23 protein-coding genes are annotated in these 21,964 nt (G+C 60.0%); 13 read left to right on the forward strand and 10 right to left on the reverse strand.

All coding sequences use genetic code 11. The features are described from left to right. Positions 1-24: 24 nt before the first annotated feature. Positions 25-2,238 carry a catalase/peroxidase HPI gene (gene katG, locus Q7L55_11710; protein MDO8733213.1) on the reverse strand — a complete coding sequence of 738 codons (2,214 nt, stop codon included), beginning with the start codon at positions 2,236-2,238 and terminating at the stop codon, positions 25-27. 196 nt (positions 2,239-2,434) lie between these two features. On the opposite strand from katG, the gene Q7L55_11715 reads away from it, so the two are divergent. The 4 genes from Q7L55_11715 to Q7L55_11730 are packed head-to-tail and all read left to right on the forward strand — an operon-like array spanning position 2,435 to position 4,199. Continuing rightward, entirely contained in the window at positions 2,435-2,776 is a 342-nt protein-coding gene (locus tag Q7L55_11715) for a metalloregulator ArsR/SmtB family transcription factor (protein ID MDO8733214.1), read from the forward strand. After that, positions 2,773-3,258: an SRPBCC domain-containing protein gene (locus tag Q7L55_11720; GenBank protein MDO8733215.1), complete on the forward strand. Its 486-nt coding sequence runs from the start codon at positions 2,773-2,775 to the stop codon at positions 3,256-3,258. Before Q7L55_11715 ends, Q7L55_11720 begins: the two co-directional genes overlap by 4 nt. Further along, on the forward strand, positions 3,245-3,826 hold the full coding sequence (locus Q7L55_11725) for a TIGR03086 family protein (protein ID MDO8733216.1): 582 nt from the start codon (positions 3,245-3,247) through the stop codon (positions 3,824-3,826). The genes Q7L55_11720 and Q7L55_11725 overlap by 14 nt, the downstream gene beginning before the upstream one ends. 55 nt (positions 3,827-3,881) lie before the next feature. Beyond that, a complete protein-coding gene (locus Q7L55_11730; protein MDO8733217.1) occupies positions 3,882-4,199 on the forward strand; it encodes a hypothetical protein in 318 nt (105 codons plus the stop codon). 274 nt (positions 4,200-4,473) lie between these two features. On the opposite strand, the gene Q7L55_11735 is transcribed toward Q7L55_11730, so the two are convergent. Continuing rightward, positions 4,474-5,412: an SDR family oxidoreductase gene (locus Q7L55_11735; protein ID MDO8733218.1), complete on the reverse strand. Its 939-nt coding sequence runs from the start codon at positions 5,410-5,412 to the stop codon at positions 4,474-4,476. Positions 5,413-5,543: 131 nt separating this feature from the next. Between Q7L55_11735 and Q7L55_11740 the strand changes: the two genes are divergently transcribed. Together Q7L55_11740 and Q7L55_11745 are read left to right on the forward strand one after the other, a co-directional pair. Next, positions 5,544-6,500 carry an SDR family oxidoreductase gene (locus tag Q7L55_11740; protein MDO8733219.1) on the forward strand — a complete coding sequence of 319 codons (957 nt, stop codon included), beginning with the start codon at positions 5,544-5,546 and terminating at the stop codon, positions 6,498-6,500. 9 nt (positions 6,501-6,509) lie between these two features. Next, a complete protein-coding gene (locus tag Q7L55_11745; GenBank protein MDO8733220.1) occupies positions 6,510-7,193 on the forward strand; it encodes an NAD(P)-binding domain-containing protein in 684 nt (227 codons plus the stop codon). A gap of 50 nt (positions 7,194-7,243) precedes the next feature. Here the strand turns inward: Q7L55_11745 and Q7L55_11750 are convergent, their stop codons facing one another. Both Q7L55_11750 and Q7L55_11755 read right to left on the reverse strand, forming a co-directional pair. Further along, positions 7,244-7,654: a hypothetical protein gene (locus tag Q7L55_11750; GenBank protein ID MDO8733221.1), complete on the reverse strand. Its 411-nt coding sequence runs from the start codon at positions 7,652-7,654 to the stop codon at positions 7,244-7,246. Positions 7,655-7,669: 15 nt separating this feature from the next. Then, positions 7,670-8,656, reverse strand: coding sequence for a hypothetical protein (locus tag Q7L55_11755; protein MDO8733222.1), 987 nt, complete (start codon positions 8,654-8,656; stop codon positions 7,670-7,672). A 72-nt stretch (positions 8,657-8,728) separates the two neighbouring features. On the opposite strand from Q7L55_11755, the gene Q7L55_11760 reads away from it, so the two are divergent. After that, the gene (locus tag Q7L55_11760) at positions 8,729-8,884 is read left to right on the forward strand and encodes a hypothetical protein (protein MDO8733223.1); all 156 of its coding nucleotides are present in this window, start codon (positions 8,729-8,731) and stop codon (positions 8,882-8,884) included. A gap of 120 nt (positions 8,885-9,004) precedes the next feature. Here the strand turns inward: Q7L55_11760 and Q7L55_11765 are convergent, their stop codons facing one another. Together Q7L55_11765 and Q7L55_11770 are read right to left on the reverse strand one after the other, a co-directional pair. Continuing rightward, positions 9,005-10,399: an MFS transporter gene (locus Q7L55_11765; GenBank protein ID MDO8733224.1), complete on the reverse strand. Its 1,395-nt coding sequence runs from the start codon at positions 10,397-10,399 to the stop codon at positions 9,005-9,007. 23 nt (positions 10,400-10,422) lie between these two features. Continuing rightward, positions 10,423-10,956 carry a hypothetical protein gene (locus tag Q7L55_11770; protein ID MDO8733225.1) on the reverse strand — a complete coding sequence of 178 codons (534 nt, stop codon included), beginning with the start codon at positions 10,954-10,956 and terminating at the stop codon, positions 10,423-10,425. Between the two features lie 229 nt (positions 10,957-11,185). On the opposite strand from Q7L55_11770, the gene Q7L55_11775 reads away from it, so the two are divergent. The 4 genes from Q7L55_11775 (at position 11,186) to Q7L55_11790 (ending at position 15,094) form a co-directional block, all read left to right on the forward strand. Beyond that, complete coding sequence (locus tag Q7L55_11775) at positions 11,186-11,755, forward strand: hypothetical protein (protein ID MDO8733226.1); 570 nt, start codon at positions 11,186-11,188, stop codon at positions 11,753-11,755. Between the two features lie 68 nt (positions 11,756-11,823). Continuing rightward, positions 11,824-12,030: a hypothetical protein gene (locus tag Q7L55_11780; protein MDO8733227.1), complete on the forward strand. Its 207-nt coding sequence runs from the start codon at positions 11,824-11,826 to the stop codon at positions 12,028-12,030. 248 nt (positions 12,031-12,278) lie between these two features. Continuing rightward, positions 12,279-13,589, forward strand: coding sequence for a hypothetical protein (locus Q7L55_11785; GenBank protein MDO8733228.1), 1,311 nt, complete (start codon positions 12,279-12,281; stop codon positions 13,587-13,589). A gap of 275 nt (positions 13,590-13,864) precedes the next feature. Continuing rightward, positions 13,865-15,094, forward strand: a complete 1,230-nt coding sequence (locus Q7L55_11790; GenBank protein ID MDO8733229.1) for a hypothetical protein — start codon at positions 13,865-13,867, stop codon at positions 15,092-15,094. Between the two features lie 429 nt (positions 15,095-15,523). Here the strand turns inward: Q7L55_11790 and Q7L55_11795 are convergent, their stop codons facing one another. Next, positions 15,524-16,792, reverse strand: a complete 1,269-nt coding sequence (locus tag Q7L55_11795; protein MDO8733230.1) for an ATP-binding protein — start codon at positions 16,790-16,792, stop codon at positions 15,524-15,526. A 177-nt stretch (positions 16,793-16,969) separates the two neighbouring features. Here Q7L55_11795 and Q7L55_11800 point away from each other — a divergent pair, with 177 nt between their 5' ends. Both Q7L55_11800 and Q7L55_11805 read left to right on the forward strand, forming a co-directional pair. Next, positions 16,970-17,254 carry a transposase gene (locus Q7L55_11800; GenBank protein MDO8733231.1) on the forward strand — a complete coding sequence of 95 codons (285 nt, stop codon included), beginning with the start codon at positions 16,970-16,972 and terminating at the stop codon, positions 17,252-17,254. A gap of 59 nt (positions 17,255-17,313) precedes the next feature. After that, on the forward strand, positions 17,314-17,994 hold the full coding sequence (locus tag Q7L55_11805) for an IS3 family transposase (protein ID MDO8733232.1): 681 nt from the start codon (positions 17,314-17,316) through the stop codon (positions 17,992-17,994). 176 nt (positions 17,995-18,170) lie between these two features. Here Q7L55_11805 and Q7L55_11810 read toward each other — a convergent pair whose 3' ends face one another. The 3 genes from Q7L55_11810 to Q7L55_11820 form a co-directional block, all read right to left on the reverse strand. Beyond that, positions 18,171-18,560, reverse strand: coding sequence for a DUF4333 domain-containing protein (locus tag Q7L55_11810; protein ID MDO8733233.1), 390 nt, complete (start codon positions 18,558-18,560; stop codon positions 18,171-18,173). 871 nt (positions 18,561-19,431) lie between these two features. Further along, positions 19,432-19,833 carry a TraR/DksA C4-type zinc finger protein gene (locus tag Q7L55_11815; GenBank protein MDO8733234.1) on the reverse strand — a complete coding sequence of 134 codons (402 nt, stop codon included), beginning with the start codon at positions 19,831-19,833 and terminating at the stop codon, positions 19,432-19,434. A gap of 457 nt (positions 19,834-20,290) precedes the next feature. Then, the gene (locus Q7L55_11820; protein MDO8733235.1) at positions 20,291-21,718 is read right to left on the reverse strand and encodes a hypothetical protein; all 1,428 of its coding nucleotides are present in this window, start codon (positions 21,716-21,718) and stop codon (positions 20,291-20,293) included. Positions 21,719-21,964: the final 246 nt, after the last annotated feature.

The following is a 21,964-nucleotide window of genomic DNA, read 5'->3' on the forward strand; positions in this document are numbered from 1 at the left end:
CTTGAGTGCAGTGCGCGACAACTACTACAGCAAATCGAAACGATCCAGAGTCATGACCTTGTCCCACACAGCAACGAAATCGAGCACAAACCTCTCTTTGGCATCCGCGGATGCGTACACCTCAGTGAGTGCACGCAATTGCGAGTTCGAGCCGAAGACGAGATCAACGGCAGTGGCCGTCCACTTGACGTCACCGGTCTTGCGATCACAACCGTCAAAGACGTGAACGTCTGTTTGAGAAGTTCGCCACTGAGTTTCCATGTCGAGCAGATTCACGAAGAAGTCATTGCTCAGGACGCCCGGACGGTCTGTGAGCAGGCCCAGCTTGGACGGTCCGGAGTTCGCGCCCAGTGCTCTCATTCCGCCGACCAGCACAGTCATCTCCGGCGCTGTGAGTGTCAGCAGGTTCGCGCGATCAAGCAGTAGAGTCTCTGGAGAGAGCTTTTCGCCCTCCTGCAGGAAGTTGCGGAAACCATCAGCTGTCGGCTCGAGCACTCCTACAGATTCGACATCGGTTTGTTCTTGCGTAGCATCGGTGCGCCCAGGAGCGAACGGAACGATGACCTCGAAGCCAGCATCCTTGGCCGCTTTCTCAACTGCTGCACAGCCACCAAGAATGATCACGTCAGCGAGCGAAACGCGGATCGCGCCTGTCTGTGAACTGTTGAATCCAGTTTGGATCTGCTCGAGACTCGCGAGTGCAGAACTCAAAGTCGCGGGCTCATTGACCGGCCAATCTTTCTGCGGTGCAAGGCGAATTCGAGCACCGTTCGCGCCACCGCGCTTGTCAGTGCCGCGGAATGACGAAGCAGAAGCCCAGGCAGTTGAGATCAACTGCTGCACGGAAAGTCCTGACTCCAAGATTGATCGCTTCAGTGCTGCGATCTCGGCACCGCCAATGAGATCACCTTCAACATCCGGAACGGGGTCCTGCCAAATCTGGGGTTCTGGAATCCACGGGCCCAGGTATCTCGATCGCGGGCCCATGTCACGGTGCAGCAACTTGAACCAGGCCTTGCCGAAGGCATCTGCAAGATCATCAGGATTCTCGAAGAATCGCTTTGCAATCGGTTCGTAGACCGGATCCATCCGCATCGCGAGATCAGTTGTCAACATTATTGGTGCATGCCGTTGGGTGATGTCGTGTGCATCAGGAACTGTGGTGCTGGCAGCAGGATCAGTAGGTTCCCATTGCTTTGCACCGGCCGGACTTGCCGTGAGTTGCCACTCGTATCCGAACAGGTTCTCCAAGAATTCGTTGTCCCACTTGGTGGGCTCCTTCGTCCACGCACCTTCAAGCCCACTGGTGATCGTGTACACGCCCTTGCCAGTGGCGTAGCTGTTTGTCCAGCCGATGCCTTGTGCCTCGATGGGTGCGGCTTCAGGCTCGGGCCCAACGTATTCAGAGTCAACCGCACCATGTGCCTTGCCGAAGGTGTGTCCTCCGACGATCAGGGCGAGAGTTTCTTCGTCGTTCATTGCCATTCGCTTGAAGGTCTCGCGAATGTCATGGGCTGAGGCGTGCGGGTCAGGGTTGCCGTCAGGACCTTCGGGATTGACATAGATCAAGCCCATCTGCACTGCACCTAATGGACCTTCGAGTTGGCGCTCGCCGGTGTAGCGCTCATCGCCAAGCCAAGTGTCTTCTGGTCCCCAGAAGATCTCGTCTGGCTCCCAGACATCTTCGCGACCAAAGCCGAAGCCGAAGGTCGTGAAGCCCATGGACTCCAATGCGCAGTTGCCGGTGAAAACAAGCAGGTCAGCCCAGGAGATTTGCTGCCCATACTTCTGCTTGATCGGCCACAGCAGGCGTCGTGCCTTGTCGAGGTTGGCATTGTCGGGCCAACTGTTGAGCGGTGCGAAGCGCTGCATGCCGCTGCCTCCGCCGCCGCGACCATCGGCTACGCGATAGGTGCCAGCTGCGTGCCAACTCATGCGAATGAAGAAGGGCCCGTAGTGGCCGTAGTCGGCAGGCCACCACTCTTGTGAGTCAGTCATCAAGGCAAAGAGATCGCGCTTGAGCTCTTCAACATCGAGATTCGCAAAACTCTCGGAGTAGTCGAAATCAGGACCCAAGGGATTGGGACCAGTCGCGTGCTGCTGCAGTACTTGCAGGTTTAGCTGGTTGGGCCACCAGTCACGATTCGAATTCGGTCGCGTCGACTTCACTTCGGGCGAAGAGATCGCCGGGTTCTCGCTCTCGCTGCCGCTGTTGGTCACGCCATCTGAATCGGCCATGTCGATCCTTCCCACTGCACTGAGTTAGGTCCCGCTCACATCCTGTCCCGCTCGACACCAGCCTTCAACCGGTAGCTGTCCAAGATGTATTCCACTCGAATCTGAGCGCGAGCGCAGGCTTCTCCTGTTGTCAACCAACTGGTTGATAGCCCAGACAATGCCCAATAACTTTCTTCACTCACTAGTTAGGGGCCAGATGGCTGACAAATTGTCTTTGGCGTTCAGTGCGCTCGCGGATCCAACGCGCCGCGACATGTTTACGCGCTTGGCTACAGGTGAAGCCACGATCACCGCACTTGCCGAGCGATACGACGTGAGTCTCCAGGCGGTGTCCAAGCATCTCAAGGTGCTCGAAGCCGCTGGCCTTGTGAGCAGAACCAAAGACGCACAGCGTCGACCTGTCCATATCGAGCCAGAAGTTCTGGACATGATGGCCGGCTGGATACGCCGCTATCAACGCGAGGCTGAAGCTCGCTACAGCCGACTCGACGGGGTTCTGGCCGAAATGAATGAGACGACGAAAGGAGCAACCGCATGAACACCAAACTGAACCAAACCAGCATCAAGGCAGATGCCGAGGTGCCGTTGATCCATATCCGTCGCGACTTCCACGCGAGCCCTGAGCAGTTGATGCGCTGCCACCTCGAACGGGAGCTGTTCGCCCGTTGGATAGGACCGGCCAGCCTGAGCACTCGAATCGACTACTGGGATGCAAGAACCGGTGGCTCCTGGCGATACGTCGCCAGCCGAGATGGCGAGGAGTTCGCCTTCCACGGCTGCTTCCACACCGTTGGACCGACCAAGATCGTCCAGACATTCACTTGGGAGGGGCAACCAGATGATGTTGCGCTGGAAACTGTGGAGTTCACCGATCTCGGCAACGGCATGACGCGATTGCATGCGCGCTCGCTCTCTGAGAGCTTTGCAGTGCGCGACTCTTGGATGTCCAGCGGAATGGAAACTGGAGTCAACGAGGGCTACGCAGAACTTGAGAGGTTGTTGAGCAATGGCATTTCCTGACGATCCAGCCGAGCGCTACGCCGCCATCTCTGGCGGCTTCACTGCACTCGTCAACGGCACCACAGATTGGGACGCACCTTCGCCAGTCGAAGGTTGGGCGGCTTGTGATGTGGTGTGGCACCTGGTTGATTGGGTACCCGGGCTGTTGAGCGTTGGCGCATCAATTCAGCTGCCAACTCGCGATCCGAAGGAAAATGATCCCGTCGGTGATTGGGCGCGCTTCGACGACGGGCTGCGCGACATCCTGATGAAGCCTGAAACCCAAGGTGCGCAGTTCGCGCACCCGCAGGCGGGAGTCATGCCATTGGGAACTGCAATCGACATGATGATCACTCCAGATGTGTTCATGCACAGCTGGGACTTGGCGCAAGCAACTGATCAGCCGATCGAACTCGATGCTGACTTCTGTGCGAACTTACTCGCGGGCATGGAAGGCATCGACGAAATGCTGCGTTCCTCAGTTCAGTACGGCCCGAGTGTCAAAGTGTCCGACGACGCAGATGTGCAGACGAGGCTGGTGGCATTTGTTGGGCGCAATCCGAACTGGCGAACGCGAACCGCAAGCTAGCCAAGAGCCATTTGGAAACTCCGTGAGTATCGGCCACGATCGCTAAGGTCATCGCGTGGATCCTCAATTTGGCGCTTCCCGCGGCTATGCCGCGGAAGTCGAGAACGCCAGACATGCAGCCCGGCTGCTGAGGCGAGGCGCCTATGCCACAGCAGCGATCGGCATCCTCGCTGCCATCGCGGCCGTCATGTCATGGATCACTGGTGAATCCGGTCTGGATGCGTCGGTCGAGTACTTCTGGGCATTTGGAGTGGCAACCGTCATCAGTGGAGTGGCCTTTTACGTCTCGAGTTGGAGCCTTGCTCTCTCAGCATCGCGACTTGAGGTACAACTGAACTCGAGCAATCCTGCCGCTTCAGATCCAAGCGCCTAAGACTCGGCGGATAGACGAGTCGCTGCTGCGACTTGGAGCCAACCTCGTGTCAGCGCAATTGCGCGAAGATCAATGCCGAAGTCGAAACCACTAACAATGCCAGCATTGCAAAGACCAACAGCGCCTTCACATCGGCGGCTCGCATGTGCGTGTGTTGCCTCATGTTTTGACGCTACGCCCGCTTACCAAAAATATCGACGGTCGCAACAAGCAACTGTGAGTTACGTCAGCAAATGATGCCGGCGGTACTGCAACCACGAACTCACCGCGGTCGTCAACTCTTCGGCAGCATCCCAGAAGAACCAGAGGGCAGGTCGGGGTTGTCGCCGGGCCTGGCCGCTGGCCGCACGAGCCCAAGTTCGCGCAGTGGCCCGAGTAGCAAGTGCTGACTGAGAATCTTTCCGGTGACCTCCGGTGGCTGGGCTGCAAGCCAGGTGATGAGTTGCGCGGGCGCCTCTGGGAGCTCTCCTTCTGGTGACTCCTCATCGGTGATGAAATGCACGTTGGGTGGCGTCCGGGCCTCGACGCCGATTGCGTTCACAGCGACGCCCTGGCCTGCGATCTCACCGGCCAGTCCTTGAGTGAGTCGATCCAAGGCTGCCTTCGAAGTGCCGTACGCGGTCGCGCCCAAACCGGCCTGTCCAACGCCCATGCGCCGCACTGCGCCCGTGGCGGGGGCCTGAAGATCCTCCCAAGTGGCACCTCCGTAGTTCACATGACCGCCACCAGAGCTCACGTTCACAATCCGGCCAGACTGGCGTTCGAGCATTTGAGGCAGAAACAACTGGGAGAGCTGCCACGTTGCCCGGACATTGACCTTCCAGATGATGTCCAGTCGCTTCAGCGACAGGTCCATGAACGAGCCGAGGAACGAGGCCGCCGCATTGTTGACCAAGATGTCGCACCGTCCGAAGGCATTCATGGTCTCGTCGTAGATCTTCTGGATGGCGACTTCGTCCATGAGGTCTGCTTCCACGCTCACCACTTCGCCGCCGAGCCCGCGGATCACCTGCTCGGTCTCGGCAAGAGTCCCCGGGAAGATGTGATGCGGCACGCCGCGAGCCACGCTTACGACCTTGGCCCCCAAGCGAGCGAACTCAATCGCCGTCGCTTGACCGATGCCACGGCTTGAACCGGTCACCACTACAACCTTGTCCTCGAACACGGCCATCAACTCCCTCAGGGTTTCGTCAGCATCTGAAGATGCGTGCACTTGGCAAAAGACGCTAGCCGGTGGGTGCGTGCGCTCGCAGCCGTTTGCCCCGCCTGGCATTCAGTGTCGAGTCGCCTCCGAGATCTGGCCTTTGCCCCATCCTGACCTGCTCCGCTCCTTAGGATCCCGACATGAAACTTCTCGAGGGCAAGTCCGTAATCATCACTGGCGCAGGGCACGGCGTGGGCCGTGGCTACGCCCTCCTTATGGCCGAGCATGGCGCCAAAGTGGTCGTGAACGACCTCGGTGGCGCTCCGTCGGGCGGTGGGTCAGACCAACGCGCGGCAGACGAGGTGGTCGAGATCATCAAGAGCCGGGGCGGCGAGGCGGTCGCCAACTACGCCGATGTGTCGGACTTCGAAGCAGCGAAGGTCATGGTGGATCAGGCAATCGACAGTTTCGGTGGACTCGACTGTCTCGTGCTCAATGCGGGAATCCTGCGAGACAAGATGATCTTCAACATGGACGAGAGTGACTGGGACTCCGTGATCAAAGTCCATCTGAAGGGCCATTTCGCACCTGCGCGCCACGCGACCGCCTACTGGAGAGAGAAGAGCAGGGAGATCGGGGGCAAGGTCAACGCATCCGTGATCTGCACAACGTCATCGGTCGGCTTGCTGGGCAACACCGGACAGACAAATTACGCAGCGGCCAAGGGCGGCATCGCGATGTTCTCCGTCGCGCTTGCCCAGGACATGATGAAGTACGGCGTCCGCTCCAATGCCATTGCTCCCTCGGGCACGACGCGGCTCATCGGCATCACTCGCGGCACCGACATCGACGAGATCGCAGAGCCCGACCAGTACACCGAGTACGACCCGCGCGACCCAGGCAATGTCGCACCCCTGGCCGTTTGGCTGGCCTCGGACCTGTCCCGTCATGTGAATGGTCAGGCCTTCTTCTCACAGGGATCCCGGGTCACGCACTTCTCTCCCTGGACTCCCAACGGCGTTGTCGGTGTGTCCGATAAGCAATGGGACCCGGAAGAACTCGACCAGGCCATGAACACCGTGGTGTTCGGCACTTCTCATGGCGGTCTCCGCAGCGGCTACCAGTGGGGCGGCAAGTCGGCCCTGAACATGGGGTGACGACCAGCTATGACAACAATTGGTTTGATCGGCAGCGGCAAAATCGGAAGCACAGTTGCGCGCCTTGCTGTAGCGGCTGGCTATGCCGTCGTCGTGAGCAACTCGCGCGGACCCGAAACTCTGAGTGACTTAGTCGAGGAACTCGGACCACAAGCACGCGCGAGGACAGCGGCTGAAGCTGCGGCGGCGGGCGACATCGTCGTTGTCACAATCCCCTTGCGGGCTTACCGAGAAGTCCCTGCCGTGCCTCTGGCGGGGAAGGTGGTCATTGACACCAATAACTACTACGCCCAACGGGACGGCGACATCGCCGAACTCGATGATGAGTCAACGACTACGAGCGAACTGCTGCAAGCTCACCTTCCGGACTCACACGTCGTCAAAGGGTTCAACAACATCTGGTACCGAGCTCTCTTGCAATTGGCACGTCCGACCGGTGCGCAAGATCGCAGCGCCTTGGCGATAGCTGGCGATGATGCCAGCGCAAAGCAATCGGTAGTCGAATTCCTCGATCGAATTGGCTATGACGCGGTCGATGCTGGCCCGCTATCTGAAGGCTGGCGCTTCCAGCGAGACACACCCGCCTACGCAGGGCTCTACAGCGGTCCGGACGGCATCACCGATCCGCGTCCAGCCACCGCTGACACCATCAAGGCAAAGCTCGCAATGGCCGTTCGATATCGCGATATGTAACGAACCTAGTGATCCTCATGTGCTTCTGAGGTTCATGCCAAGGACCATCTTCAGGCGAGGTCGTCGATTTCACTCGTAAAGCCAGGCAGGGTGTTGAGCCAATCGAAAAGCCTTCGCTCGCTTTCCTCCAAGATCGACATGAAGGCGCCAGCCGTTCGCGGTTCGCTGAACATTTGAAGCCCTTCAAGGTAGGGAATGCTGAGCGTGACTCGGCTGTGCAGAACGCCGACTGTCCAAGCTTCAATATTGCCCTCGGCCAAAAGCAGGTGCCCTCCGTAGCGAACCGCAATGTTGCGCAATCCGTTCACTCGCAAACGGAGTTCGTCGATCGAGTAGGTGCGATCCGGATAGTGCTGCTCGGTTGCGAGCACGCCAGTAACCATGCCGGATGCGTCTCGCACTGCCTCGAAGTGGCGAGCCAACCGAGTGCTCGTCCGACTACCTGAAGGGCTTTGCGACATCACATCACTGTCCCACTACTTCTGTCTTACCGCGGCCGAGTTCGGCGAAACCTGGAGTCGCGCGGTGTCGACCGCCTCGAAAGCCGAGGCAGGGATGCGCTTGAGTTCTGCAATCAGAACAGAGGGCCACGCTGGATCAGCATCACCCTGGAAGTACCAAGGCGAGCCATTGTCTGCAAGCACTAAGCCATATCTCTTCATGGCTGTGAGGACGACCTGGGCGTACTTCGAATAGCCCGAAGTTGAATAGCCAGACTTCAAACGGAACCTCGCGCCCATAGGCGGGAATGCCACGGAGTCTGTCGATCCCGCCTGGTGGCGCGCAGGCCAGATGAATGCGCGTTGGGTGACGTCGGTCGTGAATCGAATGGCGTGATCGACCTGACCTGCTTTGACCTCGACCCAGCGAAGCAAGCCGGGCAGTATCGGCAGGCCAGCCGCGTCTGCCGAAGTCCATGACTTGGGGCGCAGCTTGTTCGACTTCAAAGACCACACAGCACCTGAACCGGCGGTCCATCCGCCTGCTGTCTGTCGGGTGTTCCACGTCTCGAACAGAGTGCAACTGTCCGCATCCACGACGATCGCGTGTCGATCGCCGTTAGCGTTGGCACCACCTTCGATCAATGTGTCCTTATTGAGCGGATAGGTCACCTTGTCGCTCTCATCGGCGTAATCGAATGTGACGGGAACTCGGGCCGCCCCGTGAACGACAGTGATCGGCATTCCGTACGGAACCTCTTGCTCGCCGAATGAAGGCCCGAAGTCGGGATGAAGGGAAGTCGAGGGATGCATATTCGACATCCATTGCGCCGACGAAGTATTGATGGGCAGCGAGTCGATGCGCGCGCGCCAATAGTTGTCGTCGGGAAACATCGGGCAGCTAGTGCCGGGCACCTGACGAGCAGACTCAACGCCCGCGGATGCGATGCCTGTCGATCCCACCGCAGCACCAAGCAATGCAATCGACACAGCAGCGATGAGGGCTCGTCCGCGGATTGCCATATCGGTCATTGTGCGGGTGAATGAAATTCGCCGCTAGCCAGCCAACACGCCAAGGCCGGCGGTCGAGGCGAAGTGCAGGAGATCCAAGAACAGGGGGCTTCGATTGCCGGTCCGGCATCCGCTCGCTATTTCAGCGTGCCAGCAAAGACCTTCGATCTCGAGGCCGGCTTTCCCACCGGTATTGCAATTGAATCCAGGAGCGTGGCAGCAGTTGCATCGGTGGATTGAAGAACAAGGGCTGGCACCGACCGGACCGGTGTGGGGTGTCTACGTGACGATGCCAACTCCGGGAGCTGACCCAGCAGACATGCGCACTGACCTATTCGTTTCAGTCGAATAGCGCCGGCTTCACGCCGGCACTGGCACCTTGGCAATGCGGTCATGACGCTGTGTCCAGCCAAAGCCAACCGCAACCAACACAGCAACAATCCCGGACCAGAGCAGCACTGTCACCGTCGCCGCACCCATGTCGGTCCCGCCGCTGGCGAGCTCCAAGGCCATGGCCCCAAGGACCACTGCAAGACCAGCAATAGTGACCATGAGCGTGAGCGAGACTCCTGATGCCTGCCCGGACAACTCTTCGGGAAGCACGCTCTGAGTTGCGACATTGGTGAAGGTGTACCCCATCCCGAAGGCGAAACCGCAGACAGCGAGACCGGTGAGGTCCACCACAAGTAATGCTGATTTCGCCTGCACGATGAGTCCGATCCCTCCAATGAAAATGCACACCGCCATGACTTGTCCGCCCGGCACCTTGCCAGCGAGTCGACCCGAGATTGGTCCGCACAAAGCGGTGGCCAATGCCGCAGTGATGAACGCAAGACCGGCTTGACCAGAACTAAGGCCTTGAACCTGCTGAAGTTCAATCACTGACACGATGATCATCAAGCCGAAGCAGCCATTGGCGAAGCTGCCAGCACCAACCAGAGTCCAGAACGATCCGCGACGCATCAGGTCCTGCCCAACCATCGGCCATGCCACGCCTCGCTCGTGCAACAAGAATACGAACAACGCCGCCAATCCCACGACCAGTAGAGCGATCGTCGAGAGCACGAGAAAGCCCACGCCAGATATTGCGTCAATCCCCAAACTGATCAATGCAACCGCGGTAACAACAAGACCCGCCCCCAGCCAGTCGAGCTCGCGCAAGCGGTGACCTTCGCTGTCTTTGCTCTCTTTCAAAGAGATGCTCCCCCACACCAGCGCGATCAACGCGACCGGAACGTTCACAAAGAAGACCCATTGCCATCCAATGGTGGAAGCAAGACCTCCGCCAAGGATCGGACCAATAGCCGTTCCGACTGCAGCAATGGCCAGCAGCATGCCAAGGATGCGAGGACGAACATCTGCATCGGTTGCATTGGTCACCAGCGAGAAGGCAACAGGCAGAATCATTGCGCCACCAACACCTTGCAGCACTCGAAAGCCGATGAGCATCTCCGGAGTCGACGACAAGCCGCATGCCAGCGACGTAACTCCGAAGGTCGCCACGCCAATGAGCAGGATCCGTTTCCTACCAAGCAGATCAGCGAGTCGACTTGCGGGGATCATCAACGAACCAAGAGCGAGCATGTAACCGCTCAATGCCCATTGCAGATTTGTTGTTGTGACGCCGAAGTCATCGGCGATCACCGGCAGTGCCAGTCCGAGGGAGAAGAAGTCGATCTGGATGCAGACGAGTGCGAGCGCGACCGGCAGGAACGGGATGAAGGCCTTGGCGATGGGAGGCCGGACCGGACTCATGGAACGACTGTATCGCCGCTCACCTACGAGAATTGGGTCGTGATTTTGAACCTCTGGTCGCTGTCGCAGATCACGGCACATCCGCGGATCCCGGAACACACGGTCACCTTGAACTCAGATCCGCCCGGGTGCGTTGCCAAGAGCCACATGTCTGCGCTCTTGAGGTCGAAGAGTCGACCATCCCAGCTATCTCGAAAGCGAAAGGTCGGGCTGGCCTCGTTGTTGGTGCAGGCGCCGCCGGCATACGACGCGGTCCAGTCATTGGGAAGATCTCCGAGAGTCTGCCAGTTGACATACATCGCATGATCACCGGATGTGTCGGCACGTACCGTCGCGCGGACGTCTTGGTGGATGTCATCAGCGCCGGAGTCACCGAGCAGGATGTCATTCCCGCCGAGACCAAAGATCTTGTCGTCCCCGCCGCGAGCACAGATCACGTCGTTGCCACTCGTGCCGCGCAGCACGTCATTGCCGTTCGTCCCCGTGATCGTGCAGCCGGTCTTCTTTGCCGCAGCAAGAGCCGATTGCAAGCCAGACTGAGTCGCGGATGCAGGCATAGCCGCAACCACATTCAGCCCTAACACGGCTGCAGCACTACAAGCAATCAAGGCAGTGTTGCCTACATTTGTCTGGACGCCGCTGAGTTCGGTGAGAACCAAACTGCAGCGTTGCCTGCCGTGTGCGCGTCTACAGTCTCAAAATTCGTTGTATCACCGCCCATTGCATTCGTAGACGCAGGTGACTTCGCGGTAGTAGTCTGCACATCCTCATGACCGGGAGGCATCTGTGTCGCACAGAAAATCATCACTAGCTTCCGTTGTCACGGCGATTGTTGTCGCTTTCCTGTCAATCGTGTTTGTCGCAGACGGGGCGCACGCAGCCGAGGCAGAGGGCTGCAGCGGGAACGCAACCTCATACACGGCCAGTGGCGGACCGCTAGACCTCGCTTACGCACCAGGCATCGGTGGCACGGAAGAGCGTCCCTTCGTTATCGACATGGAGGGCAAAGTCCAGTGGGAAGGTGCTTCCAAAGTTGTCCTCAAGAATGGCGCTTACAAGGTCACGGTGAGCGGATTTCCAGTATCGAGCGGCGACTTCACCAACGATGAAGGCTTGAAGAAGAGCCAAGGTGAGTACGCCCTCTCGGATCTTCCCGGCGCAGTGACGTTCATGCTGAACTCCTTGGGGGAGGCAAAGGTGCCGGTCACGGCGACGGTGACTGGATCTGGAGGCTCCTGCACGGCGAGTGGCTACATCACCGGAAGCGGCTCTCCCTTTGCTTCGCCGCTGTTCTACTCGGGGTTGATCTTCCTCTTGATCTTTTTCCTGATGTTCCTGGGAATACTGCTGCTCTGATGTCCACTTACACAATGCTGCAAGCCAGATAGAGGGGATCCACAGTGAAACGTCGCCATCATCCGATCATGGGATTCTTCGCAGGAGTGTTTCTGGGTCTAGGGGTTGCCCTACTTCTGTTCGTCTTCGGCGTCATCCCGGTGACCATCGTTTGGCTAGCCATCCTCGGTGTCGGTGGGATCGTGATCGGCATCGTTCTCGGCTACGTCCTACCCCGGAAGTCTCGCGAGCAGCAGCCGCCAACTGTGAATGGAACATCAGCAGCAACCGCGTAAGGAACGTCTTTCAGAGCATGGATGCACGCGAGAAATAGTGGCTCTCAAGACCTGAACGCCACGTTGGCCTTCCCTGATCTATCCGGATATCTGCATGGAGCCGCCTCGGGGATTCGATCCCCGGACCCACGCATTACGAGAACCACGGCTCATCGTGCATGTGTGCCTGCCAGAATCCCTTCTCGAGGGGCAGCGATATCGCGAAGGCAGTTCCCGAAGAACCGCAACGGATTGGTAGCGTCGCTCAGATGAGTTCTCGAACGGATGCCCTCAACTCCTCCACGCAGGAGCGCTGGGTCACCGGCGACAATTTTGGCTTACCAATCCCGGCCGATCCCGAGGCTCTCTTGGCGGGTGGCGTCGAATTCCTCACAAAGGCGTTTCGCGCCAGCGGTGTATTAAGTGCGACCAACAGTGTCGTCGCCATCGTCGAGTCATCGGAGTTCTTCGACGGTGGAAGCGGCAAGAAGCTCAAGATGACCGTGGTCTACGAGCAACCAGACACTGCTTTGCCTGACCGTCTCTTTGTGAAGTTCTCCCGCCACTTCGACAACGACCTCTGGGACAGCGCCAAGTGGATGATGCTTTCGGAAGTGAACTTTGCGCTGCTCTCGCGATCGCCAGACTTCCCCGTCATGGTCCCGGTGTTCATGTTCGCCGACCTAGAGGCTGAGTCCGCCACTGGATTGCTCATCACCGAGTTGATCCCGTACGGCGAGGGAAACGTGGAGCCAGCCCACGCCAAGTGCATGGACTACCTCATCCCCGATGCGGTCGAGCACTACCGAGCAATCTTTCGGAGCCTGGGCCGGCTGTCTGGCTCACACCGCGCCGGAAAGCTCTCCTCCGAGTTCGATGAGCTCTTTCCTGACGCCGAACAGGGGTCAGCAATGTTCCGCATCCCTGTGTCCGACGAGCAGTCGATAGTGCGGGCAAACAAGATGTTCGATTTCATCCAGCGCTATCCCAAATTGTTTCCTGAGGATCTTCTTGATCCTTCGCTGCGCGAGCAGTTCATTGCCTACATGGGCGACGCGTTCGCCGTCCGCGAGCGCATCCAGGAGATTCTCCTGAGTGGCCGTCCGCGTTTCGTTGCCTTCGCACACTGGAACGGCAATATCGACAACTGCTGGTTCGAACGAGACGATCAGGGTGAGCTCGAGTGCGGCTTCATCGATTGGGCCAACTGCGGACAACTCCCTCTGACACAGGTCGTCGGTGGCGCGCTCGGCTGTGCTGAGTCATATGTCTTCGCCGAGCACCTTGATGAGCTCTTGGGAATCATGATCGATGAGTTCGAGGCTCAGGGTGGACCGCACTTGGATCTCGGAGAGATCAGCCTGCACGTCCGACTCTCCATGGCATCCAATTTCGGTCTGTCGATGGCCGCACCGGTTGCGATTGCTCGCGACAACGACGACATCGATTCACTTTCCGGCCCTCGGGATCCCTTCTTCAGAGACCACTATGCGTCGCGAGTCATGTTGCACACGATGACGGGCATGCTGGAGAACTGGAAGAACCTAGGGCTCGGAGACTTGGTGCGACAACTGCGGTGACGACACCGTCGATATCCACGGCTGCCGAGCGCACGATCATCTGTGCCCCGGCCATCGAAGTGACTGACTCGCTGACCGCGACCGCTGAGCCGCCCAACTGCTCGATCTCACGCACGACCGCGCAGGCCACTTCGGAAGTCGGCGACGTGCCATCAACAGATGAGCATCACCTAGGGCGACAGCGCGCGCTTAATGGCTCCTGCGAGGGGTACTTCGGGTGCGTGGCATCGAGAATAGCGACACATCTCCGCACGACGGCGTGCATAATCAGGCGCGTGGTGCGAACCTGGACTGCAGGTGCACGGATAGTCGTGGGCCTGCTCGTGACCCTCGCCCTGGTGCTGCCTGCACCCGGTGCAGCGAGCGCTGCTGGGCTCGGCACTCCGCCGCCGGACTGCGGCGCGGTCGGCAAGGACTACTCCGACTCCAGTTGCACGACTCAGACGCGCAATGGCACCTTCTCACTGGACAGCCACGTCGTGCGCCCAGGGCAGGCGCTCACGGGCACTGTCGCAAACCGCTGCAGCTATCACTCGACTGGCGACTACTCACAACCCCCCGACAAGCCCTGCCCGATCGAGTGGAACCAGCTCGCGGCTGTGGGTTCGCGCATCGCTGGCTGCACCTCTGCTGACGCCACATGCACAGTCCGGATTCCGGCGAAAGCCAAGAGCAGCCCCTACCGGATCGTCACGGTGGGAATCAGCAGCGACCAGGGCACGGGCATCTCCAAGGACTACTTCGGCATCGTCGGGGGCAAGGTCCCAGAGGTCGACTGGGGCTTCAAGTTGCGCCCGTTCTGCGGGAAGGATCTCTGCCTCGCGCCCAAGAAGGACCAGATCGATCCCGAGGAGAACGCGTACTGGCGCCGGAGCACCGACGGCTATTACAGCAAGCACTCCTACAGCCTTCCGACGGGCCGAGGCCAGGAGGAGACCCAGCTCGTGCAGTACCGACCTGCGGGCACGCCCATTGCCTGGCGCGGCCAGGACGAGAGCTTCGCCAAGGCGACCGCGCATCTGGGCACGCAGTCACCGAACTACGTCATCTCCGCGCATGGCGGCTGGGAGCCGACCCTGAATGGCTTCACGCGGGTGCCCGATGGGTCGGAGGTGGTGACCTATGTGCCGCTCGGCACCGCGATGGACGGCTCCCTCGGCCCTCATGTCGACACCGGGCACCTCACGGATAAGGACAACCGTTACAAGGTGACCTACAAGGCCGGCGATCTCATGCCGAACTTCACCTTCCTCCCGTTCGACGGCGCCGAGGGCCTGTTCACCAAGCATGTCTCGGGGCCAACGACCCTCAACGACCAGTTACGACCGAACATGGGCGTGGTCGCGATCTCCGCTTGTGCCTCGATGTACCTGCCTGCCGGATCGACGCTCGAGCAGTCGCTGGCAGCCAGCCCGGTCTACATACCTGGCTCGAGCCAGGCGTCAGCCCTGCCCGAGAACGTGCATCCCACGCTCACGCCAGCCGGGGTCCTGCAGTTCCGATAGCCCGAACTTCTTGGCTCTGAAGGAACACAGCGCATGCGGTCTGCCAACGACACGCCTGCTCGACACATTCCCTTCCTGCCTGCGACTCAGTCACACCCATCCGCGCCTGAAGGCCAATGATGACGTCTCGCGTCGCAATTCCATGAGAGCAGGAGCCGCCTCGGGTATGAAACTGACGGACATGCTTGACAGTTTGGTGCTTCTGAATTTAGGGAGTACTTATGAGCGAGCGGCTTCCCTCACAAAAGTTGTTCCACCGCAAGCCATTTCCCTCATAGAGCTCCGCAAGAGTTTGCGTAGCGCCGGGTTATTAGCGGGTTATTAGCAAGGGCTCGGTAACGCCTCGAAAGGCCCGCACCGGGAACGCTAGCGCAGATGCGGGCGCGGTTTCCAACGATGATCCATGTCTTGACCACCTTAATTGGCTACCTATTTGGTCCACAATCGGTCGACAGGAACGACGAAAATCCGATCCTCGAAGTTGTAGGACCTTTGGCCGAGGTACAGCACCGCGCCTCCTATGAAGGCCTCGCCAAGTTTGTCGCGAAGGTGACTCAATGGCCGCAGTTCTTGCCCAGCGACGCGAGCTGCAGCCTTGACTTCAATCGCGACCACGCAGCCGTCATCTCGCTCAAGGACGAAGTCGACTTCGTCGTCATCGCGCGTTCGCCAGTGGCCAAATGAATGTGCGTCCGGCAGCCATGAGGCCTGCTTCTTCAACTCGCCCACCACGAATGTCTCCAGCAGGTGCCCGAACTCGGTAAGCGCTGTTGCGTCACGGCGAGCCAGCTTTGTGGCAGTCAGGCGCATCTGATGAGCGGCTACGGCCGAATCCATCATGTGCACCTTCGGTAGCCGAGCTGTTCTCGCGCTGAGGGTCTTCCCCCAAGCAGGCAGGCGATAAAGCAAGAACACATGCTCCAGAAGCGATACGTATCGCGCTGCCGTGTTCTTTTCTAGTCCAACATCCTTGGCCGCCTTCTCGATGTTGAGTACTTGCGCAGTCTGTGCTGCCAACCTTCCAAGGAAGTCCGGCAGAAGTGCCCCGTGACGGATCGCTGACAGGTCCGCAACGTCTCGCGCCAGGGTCAACGAGACGTAGTTCTTCAGCCATCGGTTGCGTGCTGCGTCGCTAGACGCTGCAAGTGCGAGAGGGAATCCGCCTACGACGATTCGGTTGATGTAGTCCTCACGCGTCGTCGTAGACAGGTCGGGGGCGACGCATGCATCCGGATCTGCGAGGAAACTCTCAAGCCAGTCTTCGTGCACCCCGCCGATTTCGCCTTGAGACAGGGGCAGCACCTCGAGCCGGTCCAGACGACCCGTCAGTGCCTGCGCTGCCCCCGGCAAAGATGCGTGTCTTGCCGAACCCGTCAAAACGAAACGACCGGGGGCTGTCCCTCTGTTGAGTTCTGCCTTGATCGCATCAAGGACGAGCGGCGCCTTCTGGTACTCATCGATACAGACGAGGTGGTCGCCCGCGATTTGCGTAGCGGGGTCAGCCAGCATCGCGGTCAAGGTCGCCGGATCATCCAGGTCGACGACACGCCCACCACGCTTCTTGGCGATCTCGCTCAGCAACGTCGACTTGCCGACAGAGCGAGGACCCTCCAGCAGGACTACCGGATCGTCCAACATGTGCTCTAAGGCGACAGCCAGGATTCGTCGACTTCTCATGCCAGAGAACTGTGTCCCCATGCATCGACTCTAGCACGGATGCGACTTTTGGAGGATCTTGGATGCGACTTTTAGAGGGTGTCAGATGCGACTTTTAGAGAAGTCAATTAGACACGCTGCCCGATCGTGCGCTGGGTCTGCTGTCGGTTGGGTTCACATCTGTTTTGTGGGACGAGGTCCTGCAGGAAGGAGGTTGCTATGCCAAAGAAGTTCCCCCCGGAGTTCAAGCGGGATGTTGTTGCGGTCGCCCGTCGTGGTGATTTGAGTATCGCTGAAGTCGCTGTTGATTTCGATATCGCTGAGGAATCGGTGCGGCGTTGGATGCGTCAAGCCGATGTCGATGACGGCATCAAGGACGGTCTGACTAGCGCGGAGCAGGCCGAGGTCGTGCAGTTGCGCAGGAAGATGCGGCGCCTGGAGTTGGAGAATGAGATCTTGCGTAGGGCTGCGGCCTATTTCGCGCAGTCGTCGCTCCCAAAATGACCTACCCGTTGGTCCGTGACTTGGCCGCCGAGGGTTTCTCGATGCGGTAGGCCTGCGGGGTGCTCGGCTTTTCGACTCAGGGCTATTACGCGTGGGTGGCTGATCCGGTCAGCGCCAGGGACCTGGGAGACGCCTATGTCATCAACGCGCTGTTCGATGCTCATGGTGATGATCCGGCGTTCGGCGATCGGGTATTGGCCGATGAGCTGGCCCAGGTCGGGATCACTGCTGGGGAATGCCGGGTGTGGCGACTGTGTGCTCAGCAGAGGATCTGGTCAACCACGGTGCGCAAAGCCCGGCGCGGATCAGGCAAGAGACCCGGGCCAGCAGTGCATGACGATCTGGTACGCCGCGCTTTCACCCCCGTTGGCCCGGACAAGGTGTGGCTGACCGACATCACCGAACATCCCACCAGCCAAGGCAAGATCTACTGCTGCGCGATCAAGGACGTGTTCTCCAACCGGATCGTGGGCTACGCGATTAATAAGCGGATGACCGCGGACCTGGCAGTGGCCGCGCTTCGTGCCGCGATCGCCCGACGCCAACCCGCAGGCGTGGTGATCATGCATTCGGATCGTGGATCGCAATTTCGCGACCGAGGCTTCAGAGCAGTCCTGGCCGCAGCTGGACTGCAAGGCCCCATGGGCCGAGTCGCCTCAGCCGGTGACGCCGCCGCCATGGAACCGTTCTGGTCACTGCTGCAACACCTCGTGACAACAGGTGGGGCCAAATCACGTTGACAAACTCACAACGGCGAACCGAAGAAGGACTCTCACACCGCGAAATCGTCCGCTGCATCAGGCGCTACCTCGCCCGACGACTCTCCCCCATCCTCACCGCCGACCTCGCCGCATTGACATAGGAGTATCAGCGCCACCACGATCGGGTGAGCGAGGCCCCGGCCTCTACATACCGTCTAGTCCGGCAGACCCTCGGCGGTGATCTCAAATTCGACGCCGCCCGCGAGATCTGTCACCGTGACCGTCACCGTGAAATCCTTGCTGCCGTCGTTGAGCCCGCACTCGAACGTGTGTCCCACCTCATTCGGGTAGGTCTCCGGGCAGTCGACGGTGATCTTCTCAGCCGGGACGCCTGCCGCCTTGGCGATGCCGGTGGCGAGTGCCCGAGCGTCGACGTCCATCAGCTCAGCGCCCGAGTCGGGCGGGTCATCCGATGCCGGCGCCGAGAACACGTCCACTGCTGGCGCGCTCGATGGCGCCTGGTCCGGCTCGCCTGACGAGCACCCCGCGATGAGCAGCGCCGCCAGCGCCGATCCGGCGACCGCAACGACCCGATTGCGCTTCATAGAGCCTCCTGTGAGTTGCGCCGAGTGTACGGCACTGCCCAGGGAAGTCAGGGAGTGAACCGCGCCGGGTTTGATGCGCACGCCTATCTGGGTTCCCGGAAGGATGCGGTCATGCCATCGAAGTACAGCGAGGAGTTCAAGGTCAGGGCGATCCGGCCGGTCATGGATCCCCGTGAGGACTACGGCAGCGAGTTCGAACGCGATCCGCACGGTCGCCGGGCGGCTGGGGGCTGGGGGCTGGGGGCTGCGGGCTGCGGGCTCTGTAATTGTGGTACGCGTCGAGGGCCTCGATTGTCCACAGTCCGGACAGGCGCCTTGACCTAAACATTCGTGCGTAAGTCAAGGCAACCGGCTCGCAGACCGGGTCATTTCCGGGGCATTTGGTCCGTGGAAAGAGGCGAATCGGACGCCTCGAATGAGCCCTCGACTCGCCACAACCTGTTGCAGCGCAATGGATTTCGGCTCGGAGCCGCCTCGGGGATTTGAACCCCGGACCTACGCATTACGAGTTCACCGACGGCTTGGATATCCATGAGGAAATCGAGCAGTACCAACGATTCGAGGTGCATAGAGATGCACGGAGAGGCAGGAAGGTAGGGCCAAAGTCAGGGCCGATACGAACTCGCGATATCCACCGCGCGAATGCCTTGGACCTACGCACTGCGCATGCGCTGCGTCGGCATCATGATTGCCTTCAGGCTCCACCCGGTCCGGAAAGACCCAAGAATACGGACACAACCTCCTGGTTGGACCCACCGAAAGCAGAACGCGCACAGACGGCTCTCGTCGCCTTGTGGAATTGAGCCGCGGACAAGCAAGGGCCGAGCAACTGCGGTTCGCCGGTGCCCGAAGCCGTTGGATATACACGAACTCAACGACTGTCGGTCGTAGTGTGCAGGACGCACGTTTGGGCGGTAGGCCGAGCCTCCAAGCGAGCGCCCGGGATCTGCTCGAGGCACACGTCACAAATTCCGTACGTTCCCTTCTCCACTCGCGCTGTGGCCGTCTCGATAGCGGACATTTGCAAGCGAGCCGCGCGGATGAGCGCCGATAGTTGGGCCCGCTCGTAGGCGATGGTCTGACCTTCGGGATCGTGCTCGTCATCGGCGTTCGAGTCCACCGACGCAGCGAACAAAGACTCAAGGCTCTTGATCATGGTCGCAAGTCTCGCGCTGACCTCGTCGCGCTCTTCGCGCAGGCGCTGCGCAACGGCGTCGACGTCGATGCCCTGTTGCTGCCCATGAGACACCGGTCGTTCAGGTGGCTCTGCCATCTGAACAGCATGCCTCACGAAGCAGGAACATGCCTGGATGGTCGAGGGCGAACTACCGGTCCCGCCGAGTGCATGCGGTGATCATGGGAGGGGTAGGCAATCACGCCGGTCCCGTAATGCGCTCTTGTTCCGCTCCGTGGAGAAGCGTCCACTGACGGGCGAGATTTCTAAGGGCTCGAATAGCGGGAGGGCGCCATCGGAATAACCCTTCTCCCCTCGGCCCCAGCGTCGTTAATGTCAAGCGGCAAACAGGTTCCATTGCGCAACAGGGCGGGAACACAGAGGCATGACGTTCTACTTCTCACCAGAGGATGACACCGATGACAACGTAGAGGCTGTGGCGCTGGAGTTCGAAGCGGTGATTTTCTCCGAAGCCTGGAGCCAATCAACCCAGTAGCTGGCGTGAGGGCAGTGAAGTCGGGGGGCTCTAGGGCCCGACTCGCCAGTGCTTGCCGGTTTAGCGGAAGACTGCCTCAATCGTGCAGCGAGTGGTGCGTCCCCTCGCCGGTTTACAAACGCGGTGGAAGGGCGTGCGAATGCCCGCGCCCCGGCTTCCGTCAGTCCCGATGCAGTACGCGTTGGAGACGCCGAGTGTGTATCCCGCGAGCGGCAATGCGAGTTCGAGTGGCTTGAGCCCGGCGCCCTTGCCGCCGTTCATAGCTCCGGCGACTTTGACTATGGGTGCCTTGTCGTTCCCGTCGGCGTCACCAACGGTGACGAGAACGGAGAAGGACTCGTTCGCGAACTTCTTGCCGGTTTGGCACTCGGCCTGAACAGTGAGGTTGTTCATCCGCAGCCCGCTCTTGTCCGTGGTCGCGACGAGCGTGTAGTGCATCAGCTTGCCCGGCGGTTGGCCGCCGGTCGCCTCATCAGCGTCCGCGTCGCTGGCGTCTCCCACGTCGGGGATCGGAGCCAGCGTGGTCGGGACAGGATGCGGATCAGCTCCCGGAGTGGTGGACGCTCTCGTGGCCAACCGTCGACCGGAAGTATCTGTCAGCAGGCAGCCCGCGGCAAAGGACCGGCACTGACGCGTGAAAACTTTTCTGCCCGGGCCGATCGCGTTAGCTTGGTCATCGCTCCAGCAGGCGACATTCGACACTTTGATAACAAAGCCCTCCTTAGGAACGCGACCACGCAACTCGAAGTTCGCGTTACCGTTCTGGACCACTCCGGGTACCTCTTTGGTTTCGCCTCGAGCGACCGCCTTACCGAAAAACGTCTTGCCCGACAAAGTGGTGAATTCCACGTGCACAGAGAAGTACTTCGCGGCACCACACGCGACGCCAACGTGGAAACCTGGAAGCTGTCCACCGTTCTGATAAGTACCGACGCTGAACCCGCCGAACTTCGGAGTGGAACCTGCTCCGCCGGCAGCGCCACCTCCCGCACCGGGCTTCCCTGCCGGCAGCTCGACGCTCACGATGTTGGAGTTCTCCCACTGCCTCGTACTGGCGAACGTGTCCTCGTTGGTCGTCTCGACCTGGACCTGCCAGGTTCCAGCACCGAACGTAGCCACGTCCAGCGGCGGGCTCGTGAACGTAAAAGGCCCAGTGGCCGCGGTGCTGGGCTGCTCCAGCGCCCAACGACCCTGACAGGTGCCCTTGTTGTTGCAAAACATGAACTGACCGTACGACGGATCCCCGGACGGAGCCCCGAGGTTGGTCGTCGAGTTGCCCATGTAGACATGGCCGCCGTAGAGCACACCATCAGGAGCCGTGAACGTCACCGCAAGCCGCCGCTGCGCATCCACCGTCGCGGACGAAATCACCGGAGGACGCTTATTACGGAACTCCGGCTCGGCCGACGATTCGGCAACTGGACCAGCGACCAGACCCGCCAGCACGAGAATCCCCAACGCAAGTGAACCAACTGTACGACGAACCATGGCGACCCCCTGTCACTGCGACAAGAGTCCTCATGGCACTACCGCCTGTCAATGCCCCGACCAACACCTCGACCTCCACGCGCCCCAGCGCATCAATGTCGGCCTACGAGGCACCGAAGCGGCGGGTGATCAGGCAGCCGGATCTGCCAAACTCCGGGTGTGCAACGAGCTGACGAACCCACATCCCGTCTGCCGGAGCGCATCTGGCCGGCGATGTCGTCGAACCTCTGTTGTCATTGATCGGGC

The sequence above is a fragment of the Actinomycetota bacterium genome, assembly GCA_030650795.1.
In the GTDB taxonomy this organism is placed as follows: domain Bacteria; phylum Actinomycetota; class Actinomycetes; order S36-B12; family S36-B12; genus UBA11398.

Coding starts and splice junctions, on each gene's coding strand:
- Q7L55_11740 (MDO8733219.1), top strand. CDS start 5,544: ATGAAACTTCTCGAGGGCAAGTCCGTAATCATCACTGGCGCAGGGCAC.
- Q7L55_11750 (MDO8733221.1), bottom strand. CDS start 7,654: ATGTCGCAAAGCCCTTCAGGTAGTCGGACGAGCACTCGGTTGGCTCGC.
- Q7L55_11785 (MDO8733228.1), top strand. CDS start 12,279: ATGAGTTCTCGAACGGATGCCCTCAACTCCTCCACGCAGGAGCGCTGG.
- Q7L55_11815 (MDO8733234.1), bottom strand. CDS start 19,833: ATGGCAGAGCCACCTGAACGACCGGTGTCTCATGGGCAGCAACAGGGC.
- katG (MDO8733213.1), bottom strand. CDS start 2,238: ATGGCCGATTCAGATGGCGTGACCAACAGCGGCAGCGAGAGCGAGAAC.
- Q7L55_11800 (MDO8733231.1), top strand. CDS start 16,970: ATGCCAAAGAAGTTCCCCCCGGAGTTCAAGCGGGATGTTGTTGCGGTC.
- Q7L55_11820 (MDO8733235.1), bottom strand. CDS start 21,718: ATGGTTCGTCGTACAGTTGGTTCACTTGCGTTGGGGATTCTCGTGCTG.
- Q7L55_11810 (MDO8733233.1), bottom strand. CDS start 18,560: ATGAAGCGCAATCGGGTCGTTGCGGTCGCCGGATCGGCGCTGGCGGCG.
- Q7L55_11720 (MDO8733215.1), top strand. CDS start 2,773: ATGAACACCAAACTGAACCAAACCAGCATCAAGGCAGATGCCGAGGTG.
- Q7L55_11725 (MDO8733216.1), top strand. CDS start 3,245: ATGGCATTTCCTGACGATCCAGCCGAGCGCTACGCCGCCATCTCTGGC.
- Q7L55_11745 (MDO8733220.1), top strand. CDS start 6,510: ATGACAACAATTGGTTTGATCGGCAGCGGCAAAATCGGAAGCACAGTT.
- Q7L55_11770 (MDO8733225.1), bottom strand. CDS start 10,956: ATGCCTGCATCCGCGACTCAGTCTGGCTTGCAATCGGCTCTTGCTGCG.
- Q7L55_11780 (MDO8733227.1), top strand. CDS start 11,824: ATGGGATTCTTCGCAGGAGTGTTTCTGGGTCTAGGGGTTGCCCTACTT.
- Q7L55_11795 (MDO8733230.1), bottom strand. CDS start 16,792: ATGGGGACACAGTTCTCTGGCATGAGAAGTCGACGAATCCTGGCTGTC.
- Q7L55_11765 (MDO8733224.1), bottom strand. CDS start 10,399: ATGAGTCCGGTCCGGCCTCCCATCGCCAAGGCCTTCATCCCGTTCCTG.
- Q7L55_11755 (MDO8733222.1), bottom strand. CDS start 8,656: ATGGCAATCCGCGGACGAGCCCTCATCGCTGCTGTGTCGATTGCATTG.
- Q7L55_11715 (MDO8733214.1), top strand. CDS start 2,435: ATGGCTGACAAATTGTCTTTGGCGTTCAGTGCGCTCGCGGATCCAACG.